Genomic DNA, 20,105 nt, shown 5'->3' with positions numbered 1-20,105 from the left:
CAACGCACCTCGCAACTTCCCAGGATCTCGACATGAGCGACAAAGAAACTCTCGCAGTCTACGCCGCCAAAGCAGAGGATTACGCGAACCTTGTCTCGCACACTGCGCCCGACGACGACTTACGGGCTTTCCTAGACTTGGTAGCAACGGGCGGACGCGTATTAGATCTAGGCTGTGGCCCCGGAAACTCAGCACGTATGATGCAGGACGCGGGGCTCGTCGTCGACGCATCCGACGCGTCGCCCGAGATGATCGCGATTGCCAAAGCCCGCCACAACATAGACGCGCGGCTAGAGAGCTTTGACGATCTGACAGCGCGTGACTGCTACGATGGAATATGGGCCAACTTCTCTTTGTTGCATGCCCCGCGCGCAGACATGCCGCGTCACCTCCGCTCTATTCATAGGGCTCTTAAATCCCGCGGAGTGCTTCACCTTGGCCTAAAGACAGGCGATACCGAGGGACGCGACGAGGTCGGGCGTTTCTACACCTACTACTCCGAGACCGAAATACGCGGCCTGCTAAGCGATGCAGACTTTACCTTCTACACCATTCGCCACGGCGAAATGGCCGGCCTTGTTCGCAAGACGGCTGAACCCTTTATGATTGTGACCGCCTATGCCTGATCTATTTGCCTATACAGACGGAGCCTGCTCCGGAAACCCTGGCCCCGGTGGCTGGGGCGCCATTCTGATCGCGCGTGAAGACGGTGCCGTTGTGAAAGAGCGCGAGCTGAAAGGCGGCGAGGCTGACACGACGAACAACCGCATGGAAATGTTGGCAGCGATCAACGTGCTGGAGACCCTAAGCCGGTCGTCATCCCTAACGGTTGTAACTGATAGCTCCTACGTCAAAGACGGTATCACCAAGTGGATACACGGATGGAAAGCCAAGGGCTGGAAGAAGAAAGGCGGCGAGATCAAGAACATCGATCTGTGGAAACGCCTAGACGAGGCCCAGTCGCGCCATTCAGTCAAATGGGAATGGGTCAAAGGTCACGCAGGCCACCCCGAGAACGAGCGCGCTGACGAGTTAGCCCGTGCAGGCATGGCCCCGTTCAAAAAATGAGTGCGCTGACGCTCCTCGATTACACTGCAGTATTCGTCTTCGCGTTGACGGGAGCGTTGGTCGCAAGTCGCGCACAGCTTGATATCGTAGGTTTTGTGTTCATTGCTTGCCTCACGGCTGTGGGTGGCGGGACTATGCGCGATGTCATTCTTGACCGAACGGTATTTTGGATCGCCGACCCCAACGTCATCTTGGTCGCATCAGTAGCCGCCTTAATCGTCTTCTTCACCGCGCATTTACTCGAGTCGCGGTATCGCGCGATCCCGTGGATTGATGCCTTCGCGCTGGCTGTTGCCGTCCCCGCAGGGGTAGCAGCCGCAGTGGCCACAGGCGGCGTTTGGTCGATTATTTTGATCATGGGGGTCGCCACAGGATGCTTTGGCGGTCTCATGCGCGACGTCGTGTGCAACGAAGTGCCGCTGGTCCTAAAACAGGGTGAGCTTTACGTCACCTGTGCTTTCGCAGGTGCGGGGGCCGCCGTGATACTTCTGCACTTTGGCCAAGCACTACCCGTCGCCTTGATCGGCTGCGCGCTTGTCACCTTGGCATTGCGCATCGGGTCCATCGCCTTCGGGTGGAGTTTGCCTGTCTACAAAAGCCGCCCGCCCCGCGCTTAAGAAAAGCAGCGCGGCGGCGTCCAACCTTGGGTCACAACCGCTGTGATGGCTGCTTTCTTTCCGGCCCGTTGCAAACTCAGCACTGAGACCGCCCCCGCGCCGCAGCCCACGGACAGCTCTTTGCCGGACAGGCGCACCTCACCAGCAGCCAAATCGGACGTGATAGTCGACGCCTGCAACAGCTTCACCCGCTCGCCGTCCGCTTCAGTCCAAGCACCAGGAAACGGTGACAGTCCGTTGATCAATCGCGATACGTCTTCGGCGCTACGCGACCAGTCAATCCGCGCCTCGGCCTTGTCGATCTTGGAGGCGTAGGTCACCCCAACTTCGGGCTGAACCTCAGCTGTCAGCGACGGCAAACGCGCCAGAGCATCGATAATCAAACGAGCCCCCATGCCACTTAAACGGTCATGCAACGCGCCGGTGGTCTCCGTCGGCTCAATTTTCGTCGCGTCGCGCAGCAACACGGGGCCGGTATCAAGCCCAGCTTCCATCTGCATGATACAAACACCCGTCTCGATGTCGCCCGCCATAATGGCACGGTGAATGGGCGCAGCCCCTCGCCAACGCGGCAACAAAGACGCGTGGATGTTCAAACATCCAAGCTTCGGCGCATCCAAAATGACTTGCGGCAGGATCAAGCCATAGGCCACGACAACCGCAACATCCGCGCCAAAGCCCGCGAATTCTTCTTGCTCCGCTGCGCCCTTCAAGGACACCGGGTGGCGGACTTCTAGACCTAGTTCTTGCGCACGGGCTTGCACAGGCGACGGGCGGTCCTTCTTGCCTCGACCCGCTGGACGTGGGGGCTGTGAATACACCGCCACAACCTCGTGCCCCGCCTCCACCAACGCATCCAGCACTGACACCGAAAAGTCCGGCGTGCCCATGAAAACAACTTTCATCGCGCCACCTTCCCAGCTTTCTTGATCAGCATCGCACGCTTGGTGCGGCTTAGGTGATCGAAATACATCTTGCCCTTAAGGTGGTCGATCTGGTGCTGCACAGAGGTGGCCCAAATGCCTACAAAGTCGCGCTCTTGCGTCTCGCCCGCCTCATTCATAAAGCGAACAGTCACCGCACGGGGGCGCTCGATCACCGCGGAAACCCCGGGTAAATTGGGTGAGGCCTCGTCATGCTCGCGCATCTGCCCGCTGGCATGAAGCACCTCAGGGTTCGCCATCAGCACCGCTTGCCCACGGGCATCCGACGCATCAACCACGGCCAAACGCTGCATCACGCCAATTTGGACGCCCGCCAGCCCAACTCCGGGCATGGCGTCCATGGTCTCGACCATGTCGGCCCAAATCGCGCGGGTCTCGTCGGTGACCGATGTCACATCCTCGGCCACGCTGCGAAGTCGTTTGTCGGGCCACATCACAAATGCACGGTTCATTCTTTGTCCTCGTAATCCACGATCAGCACGCCATCGAGGTGGTCTATTTCGTGTTGCACACAAGCGGCTGCAAACCCTTCAAACGCGCCGCGTTGCTGCATGCCCGCCTCATCGGCCCACATCACTTCCACACGTGAAGGGCGGGCCACCCGAACAGGGTGATCCTCAATCGACAAGCAGCCCTCGTCGTTGTGTTGCAACTCGGGTGATTTGGACAAGATTTCAGGGTTAATCATCACAACGGGCGTCCGTTCCCCCTCCTTCCACGTGCAATCCATCACGAACACGCGGATAGGGCGATCCACTTGCGGGGCGGCCAATCCGCGTCCCGTGGCGGCATACATGGTCTCGAACATATCAGGGATAAGGCTACCTAAACTCGTCACATCCAACACAGGCTGACACAGCTTGCGCAGCGTCGGATGGGGATGCTGCACAATCGGTAGGATCATCAGCCGCGCGCCAGTTCGCGTTTTAGTTTCACCATTTTGCGGGTGATCATCTGCCGCTTAAGCGGGCGCAGGTAGTCGATGAACAGCTTACCCTCAAGGTGGTCGATCTCGTGCTGCACGCAGGTGGCCCAAAGCCCGTCAAAGGTCTCGGTTTGCTCGGCCCCGTCGCGGTCCATCCACCGCACGGTGACATCTTTAGGGCGGGTGACGTCTGCGTATTGGTCTGGGATCGACAGGCAGCCCTCCTCATAGGTGTTTTCCTCGTCGGAGGAGGCAATCACTTCAGGGTTGAACATCGCAATTGGGCGCGGCGTGTCCCCGTCGTTCTTTTCGCAGTCCACCACAATCAACCGGTCCATGACCCCAATCTGTGGAGCCGCCAGCCCAATCCCCGGCGCGTCATACATGGTTTTCAACATATCGTCGGCCAAACTGCGCAGCGCGTCGGAGACGTCAACAACAGGCTTGGCTACCTTTTTCAGGCGCGGGTCGGGGTGGATCAATATCGAACGTTTCATGCCGCTCAGATAGCCCGTCCGCCATTGCGGAACAAGGGTATCGAGCCGCGAACCACACGGGTTATCATTTACAGGGCACATTCAGGCGCTTTTCGCCCTTGCGGCGCACGCAATTTCCCGCGACGTTGACCTCACAAACAAGGAGAGCTGTTCCATGAGTTTCGACACCCCAATCGACCGCCGCGACACCCATTGTGTGAAATGGGATAGTATGGAAGCGCTCTACGGCGTCTCTCCCAGCGAAGGCATTGCGATGTGGGTTGCAGACATGGAGTTCCAGCCCCCCCAATGCGTCCAAGACGCGATCCAGAAGATGCACGACCACGGCGTCTATGGCTACTTTGGCGACGAAGGCCCCTACCGCGCGGCAATCCAGTGGTGGATGGAAGCGCGCCACGGCTGGACGCTGGACCCCGACCACATTTTCACCACCCATGGCTTGGTCAACGGCACCGCAATGTGCATCGACGCCTTCACCAAGCCCGGCGATGGGGTGGTGGTGTTCACACCCGTGTATCACGCCTTTGCCCGCATCATTAAGTCGGCAGGTCGCGAGGTCGTGGAATGCGAGCTGGTAAACTCCGATGGCCGCTACGAGATGGACTTTGATGCCTATGACGCCCAAATGACGGGCAAAGAGTCGATGTTGATCCTCTGCTCCCCGCACAACCCAAGCGGGCGCGTCTGGACCAAGGACGAGCTGCAAGGCGTCGCCGCTTTCGCCAAACGCCACGACTTGATTCTGGTCTCGGATGAAATCCACCACGACCTTGTCTTCGCGGGCAACACCCACACACCGATGGCCAATATCGACGGCATCGAGGACCGTTTGGTCATGATGACCGCGACGACCAAGACCTTCAACATTGCGGGCTCGCACTCGGGCAATGTCATCATTGCCGACGATAAGCTGCGGGCGCGTTTCGCCGCCCGCATGGCGGCGATGGGGCTAAGCCCCAATAGCTTCGGGCTGTTCATGGCCACGGCGGCTTATTCCCCCGAGGGGGCCGCTTGGGTGGACGGGTTGGTGGAATACCTCGACACGAACCGCAAGATTTTTGACGAGGGCATCAACGCCATCCCCGGCCTGAAGTCTATGCCAATGGAATCGACGTACCTCGCGTGGGTGGATTTTTCCGGCACCGGCATGACCCGCGAGGAGTTCACCAGCCGCACGCAAGACGCCGCTAAAATCGCCGCCAACCACGGCCCTACCTTCGGCAAGGGGGGCGACGACTTCCTGCGGTTCAACTTCGCCGCACCGCGCGCGGTGATTGAAGATGCGGTGGCTCGTATGCAGGCCGCGTTCTCGGATCTGCAGTAACTTATTCGCGGGCTCGCAAGACCCGCGCTGGCCGCGTAGCCAAGGGGCGCCAAGCAAACATTAGCCCCGTCAGCAACGTGGCCAGAATGCCGCCTGTGATGATCGTCGCAGCCGAGCCGATGGCGACTTGGAACTCCGTTTCCATCACGAACACCATGACGCCCCAGCCAGCCGCAACCCCCGCAAGCAGCGCGATGCCGCCCGCCGTTAGACCCAATAGAACCGAGCGCAGTGCGAAGTTGCTTAGGACCGCCGCACGCGACGCGCCCAAGGTTTTCAGCACGGCCCCCTCGTAGACCCGCGCCTTCTCGCCTGCTGCTGCCGTCCCGATCAACACAATGCCGCCCGTGACTAAGGTGGCCAAGGCGCCGTAAGTAATTGCGGCGGCGATACCTTCCAGCACCTCGCTAACGCGGTTGATGGCATCGCGCACGCGGATCGCCGTGATGTTGGGGTAGGCCTTTGCCATATCACGCAGAATGGCCGGCTCGTCGGCCTCTTCGGCATAAATCGTGGCGATATGCGTGTGCGGCGCTCCGCGCAGTGCGGCGGCGTTCATCGATACCACAAACCCAAGCCCGCCGGTGGAGAAATTAACCTCGCGGAAGCTGGTAATCGTGGCCGTGATGTCGCGCCCAAGGATGTTGACGGTCAGGCTATCGCCCAAGCGCAGACCCAACTCCGCCGCTTCTTCCGCCGCGAAGCTGATCTGTGGCTCGCCCTCATAGCCTTCGCCCCACCATTGCCCAGCAGTGATTGTCGTGCCAGCGGGAACCGCATCGGCGTAGGTTATCCCGCGGTCGCCGCGAACAACCCAGTGATCGCCCGCCACATCCAAGGCCCGTTGCCCGTTGATCTGCGTGATCACCCCGCGCAACATCGGCGCGCTTTCAATCTTAGAAACACTGTCGCGCGCTTCTAACGAGACTACGAGGGGCTCCAACTGATCCGGCTGCACATCCACCACAAAATAGCTTGGCGCGATATCCGGCAAGTCCCCCGCGATGGCGTTGCGCAAGTTCCAGTCAATCTGCCCAACGGCGGCCAAGACTGACAGGCCAAGCCCCAAGGAGACCACAACTGCCTGCGCTTCTCGGCTTGGACCGCCAACAGCCCCCAATGCGAAACGCAAGGTCCGAAAGCCCCGCAGATGCCGTGCCAACCAGCGTGCCAAAACCTGAATACCCAACGCCGCGAGGACCAGCAGCACGAACGCCGCCATGATCCCGCCAGCGGCCCAAAGCGTCAGCATCACCAGTCCGGACAGCCATGCTGCAGCCCCGATCAACGCGGCCAAAATGGCGGCGCAAACGATGATCCAAATGGGGCGCGGCCAGCCTTTGACCCCGCTTTGCGCATCACGAAACAAGGTCGCGGCGCGGATATGTTCGGATTGTCCCAAGGGCCACAAGGTAAATAGCGCCGCCGCCAAGCTGCCGTAGAGTGCGGCCTCGGCCAACGGGCGCACCCTGATTGCCAGTTCAACCGGAACGGGAAGGCTTGCCTCCAAGATCGGACCAAACGCCAGCGGCAATATACCCCCAAGGAACAGCCCCATAACGATGCCAAGCGCCGCCAAAACGCCGACTTGCAGCAGGTACACCCGAAACACCAACCCGCCGGACGCCCCAAGGCTGCGCAGCGTGGCGATGACTTCTGTTTTGCTCGCCAAATAGGCCCTAACGGCAGCAGAAACGCCGACGCCGCCAACCGCCAAGCCGGTCAAACCAACCAGCACCAAGAATGCCGATAGCCGCTCTACAAAACGCGAAATGCCCGGTGCGCCATTGCGCCGGTCTCGCCATCTGTATCCGGTGCCGTCCAGCACCGTTATCGCTTGGAACTTTGCAAGCTCTAGGTCAAATGCTTCAGGGGTTTTGATCCGGTATTCCGTCTCAAACAAGGTGCCGGGAATAAGCAGGCCCGATGTCGCCAACGCCGCGCTGGACACAAGTGTCGGCGGCCCCAGCGAGAAACCTCCGCCAGAGCTGTCCGGCATACGGTCAAGCGCGGCCATCACCACAAATTCCGACACGCCCAATTGCACCCTATCGCCTACGTCCAATCCCAATCGCGCCATCAAAACCGGATCGATAGCAGCCCCCGGAATGCCGTCACGTCCCGCCAATGCGTCTGCCAGCGGGATTTCTGGCGTCAATTTCACAGTGCCGTAGAGCGGGTAAAATTCGTCCGCCCCCTTCACTTGGGTCAAAGCCCGCTCGTCGCCCGAGGCCAACATGGAGCGGAAATCGACCAGCTCGGACACCTCGCCCATGCTCTCGAAAAACGCACGTTCATTTGGCTCTGCGTAGCGGTAGGTCAATTGTACCTCAACGTCGCCACCAAGGATCACCGCGCCCTGCTCGGTCAATCCAGCTTCAATGGCACCGCGCACGGTGCCGATTGCCGCGATCGCTGCGACACCAAGCGCGAGGCAGGCCAAGAAAACCCAGAAACCACGCAATCCGCCACGCAATTCGCGGCGCGCGGTCCGCCATGCAAGGCTCATTGTGCGGCCACCGCCACGTTGTCACTTAGCACCAGACCATCGCGCAGCTGAATGACGCGGTCGCAGCGCGCGGCCAGCTCGGACGCGTGGGTGACAAGGATCAAAGTCGCGCCAGTGCGGTCGCGCAGGTCAAACAGCAAATCCATCACCAACTCGCCGGTGGCCGCGTCCAAATTCCCCGTTGGCTCATCCGCCAAAAGTATCTTGGGACGCCCCACCACGGCACGCGCTAGTGCGACGCGTTGCTGCTCGCCACCTGACATCTGCGACGGGTAATGGTTACCTCGATCACCCAAGCCCACGGCCTCCAACTCGGTGGCGGCGCGCCCGAATGCATCCGCCTCTCCCGCCAGTTCCAGCGGCAGTGCCACGTTTTCTAAAGCAGTCATTGTGGGAATTAGGTGGAAGGATTGGAAGACCACCCCCATATTGTCCCTACGAAAGCGGGCCAACGCATCTTCCCCCATTGGGGTTAGGTCATGGCCCAACGCAGAAATAAGCCCCGAGGAGGCGCGCTCCAGCCCGCCCATCACCATCAGGAGAGACGACTTGCCCGAACCCGAAGCGCCCGTAAGACCCAGTGTTTCCCCTTGCATCACATCAAACGAAATCCCTTTCAGGATCTCGACCATCCCCGCGTTGCCATCCAGTGATAAGGTCAAATCTTTCAAGCGCATTACGGGATCGGTCATTCGTTGGTCCTTGAGGCTGGGGCGTTCCCCTCTAGATAGAGGGTTCAAAGGGTTACGCAACCTCACGATCCTGTCATTTTTAGCGGCCCCCGCAATAGCGGAACCCATTACCATCGCCGCCTTAGGTGATAGCCTCACCCAAGGTTACGGATTGATCCCGGAAGACGGTTTCGTCCCGCAACTCCAAAACTGGCTGACAGAGCACGGAGCCGAGGTCACGCTGATCAACGCAGGCGTCTCCGGCGATACCACCGCCGGTGGGTTGTCGCGCATTGATTGGACCCTGACCCCTGACGTTGATGCGGTCATTGTCGCCTTGGGTGGGAACGACGTATTGCGCGGGCTCCCCCCCGAGCAAGCCAAGTCGAACATCGATGCTATCCTCACAAAAGTTGAAACTCGAGGCCTACCTGCCCTTTTGGTGGGCATCGATGCTCCCCCCAACTTTGGCCCCAGCTATAAGGCAGACTTCGATGCCCTCTACATAGATCTGGCCGCGAAGCATGATGTGCTGATCTTCCCCAATATCTTGGAAGGCCTAACCAAGATCGAGGACCGCGCCATGGTTTTGCGCGAACACATGCAGGACGACCGCATTCATCCCAATGCATCCGGCGTGTCCTTGGTCGTGGAGGAGATCGGTCCAAAAGTACTGGAGTTGGTCGCGAAGACACTACCCTAGGAACAATTTGCCGCAGCGCAGCGCTTGTGTAGCTCCACGCAATATAATAACACTATAGCTACACATCATGAAACTTCCTTACTCGAGAGAATCGAACATGAGCTTCCGCCTCCAGCCCGCCTCCCCTGCTCGCCCAAACCGTTGCCAATTGTTTGGCCCCGGCTCTCGCACCGCGTTGTTCGAGAAAATGGCAGCGTCAGATGCGGATGTGATCAACCTTGATCTGGAGGATTCTGTCGCCCCTACTGACAAAGACACTGCCCGTGCCAATGTCATCCAAGCGACCCACGACGTGGATTGGGGCAACAAATACCTATCCGTGCGCATCAATGGCCTCGACACCCCATATTGGTACCGCGATGTGGTTGACCTGCTAGAACAATCCTCTGAGCGGCTCGACCAAATCATGATCCCCAAGGTGGGGTGTGCTGCGGACATCTACGCCGTCGACGCATTGGTCACTGCGATTGAGGTCGCAAAAGGCCGTAAAAAGAAAATCAGCTTCGAGGTCATTATCGAAAGCGCGGCAGGTATCGCACACGCAGAAGAAATCGCGGCCTCATCGCCCCGCTTGCAAGCCATGTCGCTGGGGGCCGCAGACTTCGCGGCATCCATGGGTATGCAAACCACCGGCATCGGCGGCACGCAGGACAACTATTACATGCTGCAAGGCGGCAATCAGCACTGGTCCGACCCATGGCACTGGGCGCAGGCTAAGATCGTGGCCGCCGCCCGCACACACGGTGTTTTGCCCGTCGACGGCCCGTTCGGGGATTTCTCCGACGACGAAGGCTTCCGCGCACAAGCTCGCCGCTCCGCGGTATTGGGCATGGTTGGCAAATGGGCCATCCACCCCAAACAAATCGCCCTGTGCAACGAGGTGTTCACCCCGTCCGAAGAACAGGTCAATGAGGCTCGTGAAATCCTGGCAGCGATGGAATCCGCCAAGGCCAACGGCGAGGGCGCCACAGTCTACAAGGGCCGTCTGGTCGACATCGCGTCTATCAAGCAGGCAGAGGTCATCGTGGCTCAGTTTGAGATGATAAACGACTAATATGCTATAAAATCGCAAACCTTCAGATCAAACCGAATGCTTGCATCAACGTTGATTTGAAGTAGCACAATCGACGGCTGTTATGCGGACCAAGCCGAGCTTTGCTCTTGCAGCTAATTCTCACGCAGCATTTCTTCGCAAGTTCAGCTGCTCACAGATGCCAGCTATCAGTTGGATTCATATGGTTAATACGTTGGACTCTGGCGAACTCACGCTCGCCAGAGGTCCTTTCGTTTGAGCTAGGTGTCATATCCTAGCTCAAAATCTTTTCATTATGTCCAAAGACAACATTATGCAGCAGCGGGTTGGAAAACCAACGAAGCGCCATTCATGCAGTGGGTCATGATCTGGTTGACGATCAAGAAGTGGCCGAGGTGGCTGCCACAGCGGCGGCAATGGATCTCAGTCAACGCGTCGTAACCAGCAGCCATAGAGCCGTATTCAGCAACAACACCATCAATGCCCATCAAAACCGCATCAGGTTCAGCATGATAGAAAAACACCCAACCTTTATCCATGACAACTTTCCAACGGCCATCAAAGCTCTTCAGATCGCAGCCTTTGCAATGATAGCTACCTGCACGTGTTTCTTCCCACAGCGGGCTAGATTGCGGGGCCTCAGTTTTACCTTCACGCATGATCAGATATTCGATCTCATCAAGTTTTGCGCGCCATTCTTCTTCTGTGCGTGTTACCTCATAAGCATAGTCGCTCAGGTGAAGCTGTTCACTGGCTTTCGCAGTAGACGCCGCGCCAATTGAAAGGGCTGCCGCACCTGTTGACGAAAAGAATTTCCGACGGCTAAACCAGGTCGTTGCTCTGTTGGTCATTGTTATCTCCTGATAAAAGATGGTTTCTTTGATTGTTCGACTTAGAAAATGGACGCAAGGCTGAGAGAGCGAAGCACCGCTCGCGCCAAAAAGTAACGTTTAGAACGTCATGCCCTTAACCATGAAGATTAGATGCGTGCGGACAGCACTTGGTTACATCTTTGTTAAATTAAGAAATTTATCGCGTCGAAGCACAACAACGACCTTCAGCGCTGAAGGGAAATCGACTTCACACAATGGGCTCGAAGCTGACCTTCACCGCATCTGCATGGATGAACTAAACTGCGGCCCTCAGTGGGGCGGGCCAGTTGATACTAACGATCAGGCATACATGTTTTTCCTGATCTGTCAGGTTCGTTAAACGGGCAGTACGCAATCAAAGCGAATGGGCCACCTCTGTCTTGAGGCAGCCCAAGCCCCTATTTCAACGGCAGACATACCTCGGTCACCAAGTCCTCTGGCGCAGTGTCAGTCGGGTCGTTTAGGTAAATCTCCATCGCGGGCGCATCGCGCGGTTCCTCGCCGCTTTCCGGCAACCAGACCCCGTAGAGGTAATCATACCCTGCCTTCAAACCCGAATACGGCCCTTTGAATGTCATCACCGCAACTTTTCCCGGAGTGATGCTTAGGTCCTCAATGTCGTCGGGCATCACGAAATCCACCCCAACCAAGATCCCAGCGTGGCTGCGTAACTCGGCCTCGTCCACCGCGTTGGGGTCATCGTAGTACACCCCCGCCATGCCGTGGGCCGAAGGCCACAGTCCGCGCGACGAGAACATCGCGGCTAAGGCTTCGAACTTCTTGCCTATCTCCATATATGGTCCCTTGTGGGCAAGGGCCGCCAATCGCCCTTCTGGGCGGGTTTTGATCTCTACTGGGTACATCGCTTGGTTTCCTTTTTTCGTCTGTGATTGCGGCGACATTAACGCCCCGCGTGCTCGAAACGCTGCCGGAGTAAGGTCAAACGCCTCGCGGAATACCCGCGCAAAGCTGGCCGCATTATCATAGCCGCACCTTGAAGCCACATCAGGCACCGACCAGTCCTTTTGCACCAGCCAGCAAGCCGCGCGATGCATACGAATACGCCGCACCGCCCCTGCACATGTCTCACCGGTCATGCCGTGAAATACGCGGTGCCAGTGAAACCTGCTCATGGCGGCAACATCGGCCAAGGCATCCAAGGACAGATCCCCGTCAGGGTTGTCGTGGATAAATTCCATGACACGCAGCAGGCGGGCCTCGTAGGGGTTGCTCATTGTTTACTCCGTTACGTCTCGAAAACAGACCTAGCCTAGCCTCACTTCACAAATCTTGCTGAGTTGCATCTCTCGCAAACCATGGTCATATAACGCCCAAGCAAATTGGAGTCCAAAATGACCAACTACCTTGAGTTCGAAAAGCCCCTTGCCGAAATCGAAGGCAAAGCCGAAGAGCTGCGCGCAATGGCCCGCGACAACGAGGAAATGGACATTGAGAAAGAGGCGGCCGCGCTGGACCAAAAAGCTGCGGACCTTTTGCAAGACCTCTACAAAGATCTGACCCCTTGGCGCAAATGTCTCGTGGCCCGCCACCCTGATCGCCCGCACTGCCAAGATTACATCGAGGCCCTGTTCGACGAATATACCCCACTAGCCGGTGACCGGAACTTTGCGGACGACCACGCCGTCATGGGGGGCTTGGCCCGCCTTGGGGATCGCTCCGTCGTGGTGATTGGCCACGAAAAAGGCAACAGCACCAAAACCCGCATTGAGCGCAACTTCGGCATGGCCCGCCCTGAAGGCTACCGCAAGGCGATCCGCCTGATGGATTTGGCCCACCGCTTTGGCCTGCCCGTGATCACTCTGGTCGACACCCCCGGTGCCTATCCTGGCAAGGGTGCGGAAGAGCGTGGCCAATCCGAAGCCATCGCCCGTTCCACCCAAAAGTGTTTGGAAATCGGTGTGCCGCTTGTATCGGTGATCATCGGTGAGGGCGGCTCCGGCGGAGCAATCGCCTTCGCAACGGCTAACCGTGTCGCGATGTTGGAGCACTCGATCTATTCGGTAATCAGCCCCGAGGGCTGCGCCTCTATCCTTTGGAAGGACGCTGAGAAGATGCGTGAAGCCGCCGAAGCTCTGCGCCTGACAGCGCAAGACCTAACCAAACTGGGCGTCTGCGACCGCATCATCGACGAACCTGCAGGTGGCGCACAGCGCGACGCGAAAACCGCGATTGAGAACGTCGGCATCGCCCTAGGCGAGATGATCGACGACCTGTCCAAGATGGACGGTGCTGAATTGATCAAAGACCGCCGAACGAAGTACTTGGAACTCGGCTCCAAAGGCTTGGCGGCTTAACCTCGCCGCCAATTCACCACATGGTTTTCTTGGCACGCGCGCCCCAATCGGCGTCGTAGGTCACACCGTCAAAGCCGTCTTTTAGCTCGGCCAGCATATCGCCAACCGTGGGCAAATCGGTTTCCGCTGCCTGCCCACGCCAGATATCCGCACGCATGATTGCTCGTGCGCATTGCGAATACACTTCCGCCACCTTGATCACGATAACCGAACGCGGGAGCTGCCCTTTGTCATTAAATCGGCCACGCAGAGTATCGTCAAAGGTCACTCGCGCCTCGCCGTTAATCCGCACCACATTGTTTGACCCTGACACCATGAACATCAAAGCGACACGCGGGTCGCGCACGATGTTGCGCAGGCTATCCATGCGGTTGTTGCCCCGCCAATCAGGCATCGCGAGGGTGAACTCATCCAGCTCCTGAACTACGGGGACGTCGTCGCCACGTGGGGAGCCATCAAGGCCTTCCGGCCCAACCGTGGACAGAACGCAGAATTTAGACGCCTCAATCCACTTGCGGTAGGTTGGCGTTAATCTGTCCGCAACTTTCACGAGTGAGGCTTCACCCGGCGTGCCGTAGGCAGCCTCTAACTCTTCGGTATTGGATATGAACTCCATTTAGGCCTCCTGCGGTACAAAACCCGCCTCGTCCAGCAATCGGTCGGATGCGGTTTCGACCTCTTGTTCTAACAGTGCAAGGAACTCTTCCTTCGGCATGCCCGGCGCAATTGGGTCTAGGAACTCCACCACCGCCACACCGGGTTGGCGGTAAATGCCACGCCGGGGCCAAAACACGCCCGCGTTGGTGGCAACGGGATAGCAGGTCTGGCCCAATTGCTCATAGAGTACGGCAGACCCGACCTTATAGGGTTTCTTCACCCCCGGTGCCAAACGCGTGCCTTGCGAATAGATGACCAACTGCCCGGGCAGTTTGTCGCCCTTTTCAACGTCCGCCAGCATCTTGGCAATCGCGGCACCACGCTTGCCGCGATTTACGGGAATGCAGCCAATGCGGTGGGCGTATTGACCCAAAATCGGCGCATAGAGCAAGATCGCCTTCATGATAAATTTGCCACGTGGAATGGCGTCATAGATCATGATGATATCAAGGAACGACTGGTGCTTAGCTGCGACCAGAACCTCGCCCGTAGGTGGGGTGCCGCGCACCTCGCTGCGCAGGTTGACCATCCACGACGCTGTCCATTTCACATAACGACAGTAGGCGTGGCAGGCGGCGGCGGCCCCATTGGGGCTCATCAACGCCCAAGGCAGGTAGATGATCGCGACCACTGGCATCGCCAAATACATCGAGAGGTTGAACACGAGGGAACGCGTCCATTGCACAGCGTATTTCATAGTCAGGTTACCTCATTCAATGTGCGCAATGCCGCGCTACGTGTGGCCCAGAATGCCACCAAAGCCGCCAGCGGCGGAATGGTCAACGGCCAAAGCCAATGCCACCCTTGAAAGCCCAAGCCGGTTAGGAATGCGCCCTCGTCAGCCGCACTTGGCAACAAGGCGATGGCAATGCAGCCCGCAGCCGATCCAACTGCCGCGCCCAACAACGCGCGTATGGTAAAGCGGCGGACAAAAGCGCGGGCGATATAAACATCCCGCGCGCCAACCAAACGGGTGACACGGATAACTTGCGCATTCGCCGCCAATGCAGCGCGGGCCGCAAGCGTAATCATCGCGGCGGTAGATAGGGCAATCAGCGCAATCGCAATCCACCCCAAGCCACGCAACCGATTGGCCGCATCAACCAAGGGGCGCCGCCAACGGGTGTGGTCATCTAAGAAAGCGCCCGGAGCCTCGCCCGCAAGCCGCAACCGCAAGCCAGCCGCGTCATAGCCGTTCTCGTCCTCAACTACCTCAATCAGTCGCGGGATCGGCAGATCCTCCAAGGGCAAGTCAGGGCCGAACCACGGCTCGAGCAACAGCATCTGCTCCTCCTCCGACATGATACGCGACCGCACCACGCCTTGCGTCGTGCGCAGCACCTCTTGTGCGGCAAGGGTCTGCGCCTCCAGCTCCTCGATAGGGGCGGATATGCGCACGGTGGAGGTTTGCGCCAACTCGCTCGCCCAACGCTCCGCCAGACGACCAGTGGCCAAGGATAGCGCCAAGGCGAAAACCGCCAAAAATGCCATCGCCCCAGCCGTGAAGGTGGTCAGAGTCGCGGTAAACCCCGTGGGCGGCACAACACGGTCCGCCGCGCGGTCACCGCTAGCCAGCTCAGAGGCCGACATGAAGCCCCCTCCAAATTTGGACATCAAACTCACAAATCTGCTCCCGCCAATTGCAATCGGCGGTCTTTAATCCGCAGTACACGTGCAGACACTTGCACCTTGGTGGTTCGGATGAGGTTCAGATCATGCGTCGCGATCAGCACCGACTTGCCCATCTTGTTCAGCTCAATCAGCAAGGACATCAGCCGCTGCGACATCTCCCAGTCAACATTGCCCGTGGGCTCATCCGCCAAGATCACATCCGGCCCCATGATTACCGCACGTGCAAGGGCGGCACGTTGGCGTTCCCCGCCTGACAATTCAGGGGGGAGCTGGTTTTGTTGCGCACTCAGCCCGACCCAGTTGATCAGGTCGGACAGGTTTTGGCTTTCCGCCGCGACATCGCGTCCCGCAACGGTCAGCGGCAGGGCAATGTTTTCGGCCACTGACAGATGATCAAGGAACGCGCATTCCTGATGGACCACACCAATGCGTCGACGCGCCAATGCGATCTGGTCTCGCCCCAAGGTCGCTACATCTTGGTCGAACACCTGTACCAATCCTTTGGAAGCCGCCAACTCCATGTAGCAAAGCTTAAGAAACGTGGACTTCCCCGCTCCGGAAGGGCCGGTTAGAAAATGGAAGGACCCCGGTTGGAGCCTTAGCGACACATCGGTCAGCAAATCGCCACCACCATAGCTGTAGGCTACGTTTTCCAATTCGATCACAGGGGATGCTCCAAAATTATCTGCGCAACAATTACGCCATAGGTGGCAACAGTTGCAATCAATTGGAAACAACAACGCTTGGATTACCCCAATTCACAGGCTACTACTTGCGATGGAGTGAGGCACGTCAAGGCTTTAGCGTGCTCGAAAGCGGGGTTTCATGCGGCTGGTTTGCCCAAATTGTGATGCAGAATACGAAGTCGACGACGGATTAGTTCCGGCGGAGGGTCGTGATGTTCAGTGTTCCAACTGCACAACAACTTGGTTCCAACCGGGGGCTGGCTCCGAAGTGGATGCACCTGCGCCTGATCTAAACGCACCTTCAGAACCAGACGAAGCGCCGACACCGGAAACGCCTGAACTCCACCCAGACCCGCCCTCGCAGCCCGACGCTGAGAACACCGAGGAAGAAGAGGGCTCTGATGACGAAACATTAGCCTCCGTTGCCGAGAACTTACCTCCCCAGATGCCTCGAGTTGCACCAGAAGCTCTTGAAATCATTCATGAAGAGGTCGCTCTAGAAACTGCCGCACGGAATGCAGAAGCTGGTGGCATTGAAACCCAAACTGATCTTGGTCTAGATGACGCTGACTCCGAAATCCGTGCGTCCGCAGCACGTGAACGAATGGCGCGCCGCCGCGGGTTGGAACCGCAGGATTCCACGATAGAAGAGAGCCAAGACGCGCTAAATGCAGCCCCCAAACGCGAAGACCTTCGTGAGAAGAGTGGGCTGTTCCCAGACATTGAAGAGATAAATTCGACCCTGTCACCCGAAGCCGCAGAAGCCGAAGCGGAGGCTGCAAAACTTGAGGCCGAGGGCGGAGACGCCGCACCTGTAAGACACAACAGCGGTTTCCGCCTTGGGTTCGGCTTGATGCTGCTCATCATTGTTGGGTTGCTGCTCCTCTACGTCTACGCGCCCCAAATTGCGCAACGCGTCCCTAGCTTGTCATCCCCTCTGGAAGGCTATGTTTCGATGATTGATAGCCTACGGTCTTGGCTAGACATGACGGCCGAAGGGCTTGTCGAAAAGATAGGGACGTCGCTGGACGATCAACCGGAAGGCTAGAACTGATCTAGCAATCGCTTCAAGTAATCGCGCTCAACCTCTGGGCGGCCCTGCTCGCCGGAACGACGGCGGATTTCATCCAACAACTCACGCGATCTGCGTTGCGCATTTTCACCCTGCAACATCTGCTCGTCCGTCCCGATGGACCCGTTAGCGCCTTGCTCACGGCCCAGCGGGTCGCGGTTTTGACGCGACGCCTGCCCTTGACCTTGCCCGGGCTGGTTCTCGCCCTCTTGCTGCCGCTCCGCAATCGCTTCGCCTAAGTTGCGCATACCTTCGCGCAAAGCTTCCATCGCGTCTGACTGTGCGCCCAGCGCCTCTGCTGTTTGCCCGTCGCGCAGCGCTTCTTCGGCGCGCTCCATCGCGTCACCTGCTCGGTCGAGCGCTTCGCGTGCCGCATCGCCTTCAGCGGATCCTTGGCCCGGTAGATTACGTTGCTGGCGCTCGATCTCATCGCGCAAGGCTTGTTGACGATCTGCGAGCGAACGTTCGGAGCCTTCGCCCCCCTGTTCACCTTGCGACTGCTGATTGCCCTGCCCTTGTTGGCCGTCTTGCTCACCACGCTCGCCACCTTGGCCCTCATGACTTTGACCTCGGCCTTGCCCGCCGTTGCGGCCCTCATTGCCATCATTTTCGCCAGCTTGAGAATTAGGGTTAAACTGCTCCTGCAAGTCGCGGAATGCTTCGTCGCTCAGGCCTTGCTGCTCGCGCAAAGAATCTTGCAGGCCTTCCATGGCTTGCTCGCCGGGGCTTTGTTGCCCTTCGCCACCTTGGCCTTCGGCGACCTGCATATTCTGCATCATTTCCATCAGTTGATCGAGCAAGGCTTGCGCTTGCTCCATCTCGCCCTCTTCCATCAGGCGCTGTATTTCATCAAGCATCTGTTGCAGTTGGTCACCGGTAATTTCTTGCGACTCACCTTGCGCTTGCTGTTGTTCTTGGCCTTCACCTTCTTGCGCCAGCTGCTCCATGTATTGCTGCATGGCTTCGTTTAACTCTTGCATCAGCTCGGCAATTTCTTCGTTGGTCGCCCCTTCGCGCATGGCGTCGGACAGGCGGTCTTGTGCCCGCTGCAACCGCTCGAGTGCATCCGACAGGCGGCCATCTTCCAACAAGGTCGCAGCGCTCCAAAGCATCTCCGCGATCTCGGCTTGCTTGTCGTCCGAGATGCCAAATTCAGTCGCCAACTCTAGCCGCGTAATTGCCATACGAACCGTCAGATAGGCAACTTCGCTGGAGAAGAACCCCTCGGGGTCATAAGTGACCGTCCGCAAGACCTGACTAATGCGTGGCGCATTCTCCCGCGACCACAAAAGGTCGCGCCGCTGCTCAACCAGCGCTTTCGCGATGGGTTGGAAGAAACGGCGCCCCGGCAACTCCGTCTCGACAACCAAAGGCTCGCTGGCCTGCTCCGACACGTCCAATACCGACAGATCAATCTTGACCGGTAACGTCGCCCAAGGGTGTTCCGACAAGTTCTCTATCAACACTTCCGAGAAGTCAGCCCGCCCGCCGGAGATCGGCATGGGCAGGTCCAATATAATCGCTTCGCGCGCTTCCGGCTCTGTAACCAATCCGTACCGGCGATCGACCGATGCCAAATCCAAGGTAATCGTCGCGGAGCCCCGCTCGATCCCGTAATCATCCTTGGCGGTGAAGGGCAGCTCCATCTCGCCATTGATCTGACGTGAGACCTCACCATTGCCGATCACAACGGGACGAACATCCGCGTTGACGGTGATCTCCCACTCTTGAAGGTCATCACCTTTAATGCGGATTACACCGTCCTGCTCAACAATCTTGCTAAATGCGGTCTGCGGTTCGGCCTCTGGCCTAACGCTTGGAACTTCTCCTGATACGGTTTCCGTCAATGTTAGGCTACCAACCTGCCCATAAAGACGCACGGTAAGGTCACTGCCTTTAGGCACGGACAGTGCGTTTGTTTTAACTTCGTTCAGGTAAAGGCTGGGCTTGCCCGTATAGGCAGGCGGCTCAATCCAGATTTCCCATGCGGGACCAGCGGCTACGGCCTGCCCCAAACCAGCGGTGGACAGATCGTCCAGAGACCCAGTGCGCGACAAACCGCCAAATCCAAGTGTCATCACCAGCAACAACAGGGCGACATAGCGCAAACTATATGGGTCTTGCGCCGACACGCGCAAATCGGGGGACACCGCCTCGGCTTCATTCAGGCGGGTTTGCATCCGCGCTTTATGCGCCTCCCAAATCGCCAAGGAGGCTGCATCTTGGCCGCCCAAAGCCTGAGTATCGAGCGTCGCCGTCACCGGACGACCTACCATAGTGGCGTCAATTCTGTTCAGCGCATCAGACTTCGACGGGGCCCTAAATTTACGCCACGCATAGACAGACGCGGCGATGAAACCGGCGGCAGCCAAGCCCACAAACCCCCACAAAACCTGCACCGGAAGGCTAACGCCGCCCACGATGATGACCGCAGCAATACTGGCGAAGATCACAGCCCAAAGCGGCCAGAACGCATGCGTAATCCGCTCTGCCCAAAGGCCCACAAGCGTCATGCGTGCAGGCCATTTTAAGGCAGATAGGTCCAGCTCGGTCTCAGGCTTGCTCATCCAGTTATCCCGT

The 20,105-nt window shown here is 58.4% G+C and carries 21 protein-coding genes; 8 read left to right on the top strand and 13 right to left on the bottom strand.

The genetic code is table 11. From position 1 onward, the window contains the following. Positions 1-32 precede the first annotated feature (32 nt). Genes ABJN86_RS15765 through ABJN86_RS15755 form a run of 3 tightly spaced genes read left to right on the top strand, consistent with a single transcriptional unit; the run spans position 33 to position 1,685 of the window. Entirely contained in the window at positions 33-626 is a 594-nt protein-coding gene (locus tag ABJN86_RS15765; RefSeq protein ID WP_348363952.1) for a class I SAM-dependent methyltransferase, read from the top strand. Next, a complete protein-coding gene (gene rnhA, locus ABJN86_RS15760; protein WP_348363950.1) occupies positions 619-1,068 on the top strand; it encodes a ribonuclease HI in 450 nt (149 codons plus the stop codon). The genes ABJN86_RS15765 and rnhA overlap by 8 nt, the downstream gene beginning before the upstream one ends. Beyond that, a complete protein-coding gene (locus ABJN86_RS15755; RefSeq protein ID WP_348363948.1) occupies positions 1,065-1,685 on the top strand; it encodes a trimeric intracellular cation channel family protein in 621 nt (206 codons plus the stop codon). Before rnhA ends, ABJN86_RS15755 begins: the two co-directional genes overlap by 4 nt. Here ABJN86_RS15755 and fmt read toward each other — a convergent pair. Genes fmt through def (ABJN86_RS15735) form a run of 4 tightly spaced genes read right to left on the bottom strand, consistent with a single transcriptional unit; the run spans position 1,682 to position 4,051 of the window. Continuing rightward, positions 1,682-2,590 carry a methionyl-tRNA formyltransferase gene (gene fmt / locus ABJN86_RS15750; RefSeq protein ID WP_348363946.1) on the bottom strand — a complete coding sequence of 303 codons (909 nt, stop codon included), beginning with the start codon at positions 2,588-2,590 and terminating at the stop codon, positions 1,682-1,684. The genes ABJN86_RS15755 and fmt overlap by 4 nt on opposite strands. After that, positions 2,587-3,081, bottom strand: coding sequence for a peptide deformylase (gene def, locus ABJN86_RS15745; protein WP_348363944.1), 495 nt, complete (start codon positions 3,079-3,081; stop codon positions 2,587-2,589). The genes fmt and def (ABJN86_RS15745) overlap by 4 nt, the downstream gene beginning before the upstream one ends. Next, positions 3,078-3,533 (bottom strand): peptide deformylase, encoded by a 456-nt coding sequence (gene def, locus ABJN86_RS15740; RefSeq protein ID WP_348363942.1) that lies wholly within the window; start codon positions 3,531-3,533, stop codon positions 3,078-3,080. The genes def (ABJN86_RS15745) and def (ABJN86_RS15740) overlap by 4 nt, the downstream gene beginning before the upstream one ends. Next, positions 3,533-4,051: a peptide deformylase gene (gene def, locus ABJN86_RS15735; RefSeq protein WP_348363941.1), complete on the bottom strand. Its 519-nt coding sequence runs from the start codon at positions 4,049-4,051 to the stop codon at positions 3,533-3,535. Before def (ABJN86_RS15735) ends, def (ABJN86_RS15740) begins: the two co-directional genes overlap by 1 nt. Before the next feature lie 154 nt (positions 4,052-4,205). On the opposite strand from def (ABJN86_RS15735), the gene ABJN86_RS15730 reads away from it, so the two are divergent. Beyond that, positions 4,206-5,375: a MalY/PatB family protein gene (locus tag ABJN86_RS15730; protein ID WP_348363939.1), complete on the top strand. Its 1,170-nt coding sequence runs from the start codon at positions 4,206-4,208 to the stop codon at positions 5,373-5,375. 1 nt (position 5,376) lies between these two features. Here the strand turns inward: ABJN86_RS15730 and ABJN86_RS15725 are convergent, their stop codons facing one another. Together ABJN86_RS15725 and ABJN86_RS15720 are read right to left on the bottom strand one after the other, a co-directional pair. Beyond that, positions 5,377-7,884 (bottom strand): FtsX-like permease family protein, encoded by a 2,508-nt coding sequence (locus tag ABJN86_RS15725; protein WP_348363937.1) that lies wholly within the window; start codon positions 7,882-7,884, stop codon positions 5,377-5,379. Then, on the bottom strand, positions 7,881-8,576 hold the full coding sequence (locus tag ABJN86_RS15720) for an ABC transporter ATP-binding protein (protein ID WP_348363935.1): 696 nt from the start codon (positions 8,574-8,576) through the stop codon (positions 7,881-7,883). The genes ABJN86_RS15725 and ABJN86_RS15720 overlap by 4 nt, the downstream gene beginning before the upstream one ends. A gap of 10 nt (positions 8,577-8,586) precedes the next feature. On the opposite strand from ABJN86_RS15720, the gene ABJN86_RS15715 reads away from it, so the two are divergent. Next, the gene (locus ABJN86_RS15715) at positions 8,587-9,258 is read left to right on the top strand and encodes an arylesterase (RefSeq protein ID WP_348363934.1); all 672 of its coding nucleotides are present in this window, start codon (positions 8,587-8,589) and stop codon (positions 9,256-9,258) included. 97 nt (positions 9,259-9,355) lie between these two features. Then, positions 9,356-10,312: an L-malyl-CoA/beta-methylmalyl-CoA lyase gene (locus ABJN86_RS15710; protein WP_348363932.1), complete on the top strand. Its 957-nt coding sequence runs from the start codon at positions 9,356-9,358 to the stop codon at positions 10,310-10,312. Between the two features lie 290 nt (positions 10,313-10,602). Here the strand turns inward: ABJN86_RS15710 and ABJN86_RS15705 are convergent, their stop codons facing one another. Next, positions 10,603-11,142: a peptide-methionine (R)-S-oxide reductase gene (locus ABJN86_RS15705; protein ID WP_348363930.1), complete on the bottom strand. Its 540-nt coding sequence runs from the start codon at positions 11,140-11,142 to the stop codon at positions 10,603-10,605. Positions 11,143-11,561: 419 nt separating this feature from the next. Next, a complete protein-coding gene (locus ABJN86_RS15700) occupies positions 11,562-12,398 on the bottom strand; it encodes an AraC family transcriptional regulator (RefSeq protein WP_348363928.1) in 837 nt (278 codons plus the stop codon). 117 nt (positions 12,399-12,515) lie between these two features. Here ABJN86_RS15700 and ABJN86_RS15695 point away from each other — a divergent pair, with 117 nt between their 5' ends. After that, the gene (locus ABJN86_RS15695) at positions 12,516-13,478 is read left to right on the top strand and encodes an acetyl-CoA carboxylase carboxyltransferase subunit alpha (protein ID WP_348363926.1); all 963 of its coding nucleotides are present in this window, start codon (positions 12,516-12,518) and stop codon (positions 13,476-13,478) included. Positions 13,479-13,491: 13 nt separating this feature from the next. Here ABJN86_RS15695 and ABJN86_RS15690 read toward each other — a convergent pair whose 3' ends face one another. Genes ABJN86_RS15690 through ABJN86_RS15675 form a run of 4 tightly spaced genes read right to left on the bottom strand, consistent with a single transcriptional unit; the run spans position 13,492 to position 16,432 of the window. Continuing rightward, positions 13,492-14,094 (bottom strand): pyridoxamine 5'-phosphate oxidase family protein, encoded by a 603-nt coding sequence (locus tag ABJN86_RS15690; RefSeq protein WP_348363925.1) that lies wholly within the window; start codon positions 14,092-14,094, stop codon positions 13,492-13,494. After that, positions 14,095-14,832: a lysophospholipid acyltransferase family protein gene (locus tag ABJN86_RS15685; protein ID WP_348363923.1), complete on the bottom strand. Its 738-nt coding sequence runs from the start codon at positions 14,830-14,832 to the stop codon at positions 14,095-14,097. It abuts the gene before it with no gap. 2 nt (positions 14,833-14,834) lie between these two features. Continuing rightward, a complete protein-coding gene (locus tag ABJN86_RS15680) occupies positions 14,835-15,749 on the bottom strand; it encodes an FtsX-like permease family protein (RefSeq protein WP_348363921.1) in 915 nt (304 codons plus the stop codon). A gap of 5 nt (positions 15,750-15,754) precedes the next feature. Then, positions 15,755-16,432, bottom strand: coding sequence for an ATP-binding cassette domain-containing protein (locus tag ABJN86_RS15675; RefSeq protein ID WP_348363920.1), 678 nt, complete (start codon positions 16,430-16,432; stop codon positions 15,755-15,757). A 160-nt stretch (positions 16,433-16,592) separates the two neighbouring features. On the opposite strand from ABJN86_RS15675, the gene ABJN86_RS15670 reads away from it, so the two are divergent. Continuing rightward, on the top strand, positions 16,593-17,501 hold the full coding sequence (locus ABJN86_RS15670) for a zinc-ribbon domain-containing protein (RefSeq protein WP_348363918.1): 909 nt from the start codon (positions 16,593-16,595) through the stop codon (positions 17,499-17,501). On the opposite strand, the gene ABJN86_RS15665 is transcribed toward ABJN86_RS15670, so the two are convergent. Next, positions 17,498-20,092 carry a TIGR02302 family protein gene (locus ABJN86_RS15665; RefSeq protein WP_348363917.1) on the bottom strand — a complete coding sequence of 865 codons (2,595 nt, stop codon included), beginning with the start codon at positions 20,090-20,092 and terminating at the stop codon, positions 17,498-17,500. The two genes, ABJN86_RS15670 and ABJN86_RS15665, sit on opposite strands and share 4 nt — an antisense overlap. Positions 20,093-20,105 lie beyond the last annotated feature (13 nt).

This window comes from Litoreibacter sp. (genome assembly GCF_039974535.1).
In the GTDB taxonomy this organism is placed as follows: Bacteria; Pseudomonadota; Alphaproteobacteria; order Rhodobacterales; family Rhodobacteraceae; genus Litoreibacter.
Note: the sequence above shows the minus strand (reverse complement) of the source record. Positions and strands in the feature narration are given on the sequence as shown.

What these genes read in the sequence shown, in the direction of transcription:
- ABJN86_RS15710 (WP_348363932.1), top strand. Translation starts at nt 9,356, where the DNA reads ATGAGCTTCCGCCTCCAGCCCGCCTCCCCTGCTCGCCCAAACCGTTGC.
- fmt (WP_348363946.1), bottom strand. Translation starts at nt 2,590, where the DNA reads ATGAAAGTTGTTTTCATGGGCACGCCGGACTTTTCGGTGTCAGTGCTG.
- ABJN86_RS15720 (WP_348363935.1), bottom strand. Translation starts at nt 8,576, where the DNA reads ATGACCGATCCCGTAATGCGCTTGAAAGATTTGACCTTATCACTGGAT.
- ABJN86_RS15695 (WP_348363926.1), top strand. Translation starts at nt 12,516, where the DNA reads ATGACCAACTACCTTGAGTTCGAAAAGCCCCTTGCCGAAATCGAAGGC.
- ABJN86_RS15755 (WP_348363948.1), top strand. Translation starts at nt 1,065, where the DNA reads ATGAGTGCGCTGACGCTCCTCGATTACACTGCAGTATTCGTCTTCGCG.
- ABJN86_RS15725 (WP_348363937.1), bottom strand. Translation starts at nt 7,884, where the DNA reads ATGAGCCTTGCATGGCGGACCGCGCGCCGCGAATTGCGTGGCGGATTG.
- ABJN86_RS15670 (WP_348363918.1), top strand. Translation starts at nt 16,593, where the DNA reads ATGCGGCTGGTTTGCCCAAATTGTGATGCAGAATACGAAGTCGACGAC.
- def (WP_348363944.1), bottom strand. Translation starts at nt 3,081, where the DNA reads ATGAACCGTGCATTTGTGATGTGGCCCGACAAACGACTTCGCAGCGTG.
- def (WP_348363941.1), bottom strand. Translation starts at nt 4,051, where the DNA reads ATGAAACGTTCGATATTGATCCACCCCGACCCGCGCCTGAAAAAGGTA.
- ABJN86_RS15730 (WP_348363939.1), top strand. Translation starts at nt 4,206, where the DNA reads ATGAGTTTCGACACCCCAATCGACCGCCGCGACACCCATTGTGTGAAA.
- ABJN86_RS15685 (WP_348363923.1), bottom strand. Translation starts at nt 14,832, where the DNA reads ATGAAATACGCTGTGCAATGGACGCGTTCCCTCGTGTTCAACCTCTCG.
- def (WP_348363942.1), bottom strand. Translation starts at nt 3,533, where the DNA reads ATGATCCTACCGATTGTGCAGCATCCCCATCCGACGCTGCGCAAGCTG.
- ABJN86_RS15690 (WP_348363925.1), bottom strand. Translation starts at nt 14,094, where the DNA reads ATGGAGTTCATATCCAATACCGAAGAGTTAGAGGCTGCCTACGGCACG.
- rnhA (WP_348363950.1), top strand. Translation starts at nt 619, where the DNA reads ATGCCTGATCTATTTGCCTATACAGACGGAGCCTGCTCCGGAAACCCT.
- ABJN86_RS15765 (WP_348363952.1), top strand. Translation starts at nt 33, where the DNA reads ATGAGCGACAAAGAAACTCTCGCAGTCTACGCCGCCAAAGCAGAGGAT.
- ABJN86_RS15700 (WP_348363928.1), bottom strand. Translation starts at nt 12,398, where the DNA reads ATGAGCAACCCCTACGAGGCCCGCCTGCTGCGTGTCATGGAATTTATC.
- ABJN86_RS15680 (WP_348363921.1), bottom strand. Translation starts at nt 15,749, where the DNA reads ATGTCCAAATTTGGAGGGGGCTTCATGTCGGCCTCTGAGCTGGCTAGC.
- ABJN86_RS15665 (WP_348363917.1), bottom strand. Translation starts at nt 20,092, where the DNA reads ATGAGCAAGCCTGAGACCGAGCTGGACCTATCTGCCTTAAAATGGCCT.
- ABJN86_RS15705 (WP_348363930.1), bottom strand. Translation starts at nt 11,142, where the DNA reads ATGACCAACAGAGCAACGACCTGGTTTAGCCGTCGGAAATTCTTTTCG.